Origin of the sequence: Rhodococcus sp. BS-15 (assembly GCF_000813105.1) — a bacterium.
Lineage (GTDB): Bacteria > Actinomycetota > Actinomycetes > Mycobacteriales > Mycobacteriaceae > Rhodococcoides.
Window position 1 is genome coordinate 1 of record NZ_BAOX01000418.1, and the last position, 3,176, is coordinate 3,176.

Here is a 3,176-nt window from a genome sequence, read left to right on the forward strand (position 1 = left end):
TTCTTCGCGGCCCGACATCGAGGTGTTCCTGCTCGAACGCGTCGGTGGCATGGCGTTCGCGGGTGGCATGACGGTGTTTCCCGGTGGCGGAGTCGACCCCTCGGACGCGGCAGCGACGTGCGCTGGGCAGGGCCGCCGCCGTCGTGGTGGGCCGAGCGCTTCGGAATCGACGAGGGCAAGGCGCAGGCTCTGGTGTGTGCTGCGGCGCGCGAGACGTTCGAGGAGTGCGGCGTGCTGTTGGCCGGCTCGACGCCGGATTCGATCGTTGCCGACACCGCTCCGTTCGCTGCGGAGCGGTGTCGGCTCGAGCGTCGGGAGGTGTCGTTCGCCGAATTCCTCACCGCCCACGACCTGGTGCTGCGATCGGATTTGCTCCGGCCGTGGTCGCACTGGATCACCCCGGTGGGCGAAGCGCGACGGTACGACACCCGGTTTTTCGTCGCAGTGCTGCCCGAGGGCCAGAATGCGGACGGCGAGACCAGCGAGGCAGTATCGGTGAGCTGGCGTTCGACCGGTGACGCACTGGCGGACTGGCGGTCGGGAAACACCATTCTCCTGCCGCCGACCTGGAGCCAACTGGACGCACTGTCTCGGTTCGACACCGTCGCCCAGGTCGTCGATCACGACCGCGAGATCGCCCCGGTCCTACCGATTCTCACTCGCACGGACGGGACGGTCCGGGTGCTCTTCGACGGCGACGATGCGTACTACGCCGGAACGCGACATCCCTGGTCGGATCGCTGATCCTCGGCCCGGTAGCCTTTCGGCCCATGGCTGAGTTCGTGAATCTCGAAGTATCCGACGGTATCGGCACCATCCGGCTGGATCGTCCGCCGATGAATGCACTCGATCGGCAGATGCAGGAGGAAATCCGAGCAGCCGCCCGCGAGGCCACGATCAATGCCGACGTCAAGGCCGTCATCGTCTACGGCGGCGAGAAGGTCTTCGCCGCCGGTGCCGACATCAAGGAGATGGTGGCGTTGTCCGCGGCCGAGATGGCCGAGATCGCCGGAGATCTGCAGTCCGCCCTCGGCTCACTCAGCACCATTCCCAAGCCCGTGGTTGCGGCCGTGACCGGATACGCACTCGGTGGTGGGCTCGAGGTCGCACTGGGCGCGGACCGTCGGATCGCCGGCGACAACGCGAAGTTCGGTGTCCCCGAGGTGCTGCTCGGTGTCATCCCCGGCGGCGGCGGAACGCAGCGGCTGGCTCGGCTGATCGGCCCCAGCCGTGCGAAGGACATGGTCTTCACCGGCCGCTTCGTCGGCGCCGAGGAAGCATTGCGCATCGGATTGGTGGACGAGGTGGTGGCACCGGACGAGGTGTACAACGCCGCCCGCGCCTGGGCGATGCAGTTCACCACGGGTGCATCGCGAGCGCTCGCAGCGGCGAAAGCGTCGATCGACCAGGGGCTCGACGTCGATCTCACCACCGGTCTGCGGATCGAGCTCAGCAGTTTGCGGCCCTGTTCGCCACCGAGGATCGCACCATCGGGATGACGTCGTTCGTGGCCGACGGCCCGGGCAAGGCGACCTTCACCGGACGGTGATTCGGCAGCCGTTCACAGAGAAAAGTTGTTCCACAGCTACCGGATAGTAGGCTCGCCTGATGACTGCAAGCCCCCACGACGGTGTCAATCGATCGATCTCGAACGCGATGCCTTCGGCCTCGTCCGAGGCCGAAGACCGCCAGGTCGATCCAGCCCCGAATCCGCACGCCACCGCCGAGCAGGTCGAGGCTGCACGGTCGGACACCAAACTGGCGCAGGTGCTATATCACGACTGGGAAGCCGAGACCTACGACGACAAGTGGTCGATCTCCTACGACGAGCGCTGCATCGACTACGCACGCGGCAGGTTCGATCAGGCGGTCTCCGGTGACGCGTCGGCGCACTCCGCACTGCCGTACGGCCGCGCGCTCGAACTGGGCTGCGGTACCGGGTTCTTCCTGCTCAACCTGATGCAGGCCGGCATCGCAGACAAGGGCTCGGTCACCGACCTCTCGCCAGGCATGGTCAAGGTCGCACTGCGCAACGCCGAGCACCTCGGGCTGGACGTCGACGGCCGCGTCGCCGACGCAGAGACGATTCCGTACGAGGACAACACGTTCGATCTCGTCGTCGGGCACGCCGTCCTCCACCACATCCCCGACGTCGAACAGTCGCTGCGCGAGGTGCTGCGGGTGCTCAAGCCGGGCGGTCGCTTCGTTTTCGCGGGCGAACCCACCACGGTCGGCAACTTCTACGCACGCTGGCTCGGACGCATCACCTGGGAGGCGACCACCCGCGCAACCAAGCTCCCGTTCCTGGCGAGCTGGCGCAAGCCACAGGAAGAGCTCGACGAGTCCTCGCGAGCAGCGGCACTCGAAGCCGTCGTCGACCTGCACACGTTCGATCCGACCGATCTCGAGCACATCGCGCTCTCGGCCGGTGCGGAGTCCGTGCAGGCGAACACCGAGGAGTTCGCCGCCGCTCTGCTCGGCTGGCCGGTGCGTACATTCGAGGCCGCAGTACCCGCGGGCAAGCTGGGGTGGAACTGGGCCAAGTTGCTTTCGGCGGTTGGAAGACACTGAGCTGGGTCGACGAGAACGTGCTGCAGCACGTGGTACCGCGCGGGCTGTTCTACAACGTGATGATCACCGGCATCAAGCCTGCACCTCGCGATTGACAGGCAGTGACGCCGTAGGTCTCGATTTCGGGGCCTGCCGTGGGGTATGACTTCACCGGTGCCGACCTCGATTTCCTGCACAGCGAGGTCGGCATCGAGGCGCTCGACGCCGCGGACGGGCTCGAGCTCAGTGCGAGAACGACGGTGCGAGATATCTCCTCGATGCGGGAGCGTTTTCCCGCCCACGCGGGTGCACTGATCGAAACCGTCGCCGTCCGCCGCAAAGCGCGGGTGAAGCTGCTCGACTCCGACCGATGGTGGGTCACCGACGAGGCGGTGCAGCAGGCCACGCCGACGCTCGTCGCGCGCAGGCGGGCCGCTCGACTCGCCGGACGACGCGTGCACGATGTCACGTGTTCGATCGGCAGTGAACTGTCCGTTCTGATCGGGACGGCGGAGTTGGCGGTGGGTAGCGATCTCGACCCGATTCGGCTTCGCATGGCCGCACACAACGTGCCGGACGCCACCGTGCTGCGCGCAGACGCGCTGACCCCCGACGACGCGGGAGAC

4 pseudogenes are annotated in these 3,176 nt (G+C 66.9%); all 4 read left to right on the plus strand.

Annotation, left to right across the window (positions count from 1 at the left end):
• Positions 1–16: 16 nt before the first annotated feature.
• Positions 17–744: pseudogene (locus tag RHBS_RS26070) on the plus strand (NUDIX hydrolase).
• 26 nt (positions 745–770) lie between these two features.
• Positions 771–1,549: pseudogene (locus tag RHBS_RS26075) on the plus strand (enoyl-CoA hydratase/isomerase family protein).
• 107 nt (positions 1,550–1,656) lie between these two features.
• Positions 1,657–2,666, plus strand: a pseudogene (locus RHBS_RS26080) (class I SAM-dependent methyltransferase).
• 39 nt (positions 2,667–2,705) lie between these two features.
• Positions 2,706–3,176: pseudogene (locus tag RHBS_RS26085) on the plus strand (class I SAM-dependent methyltransferase); the annotation flags it as partial.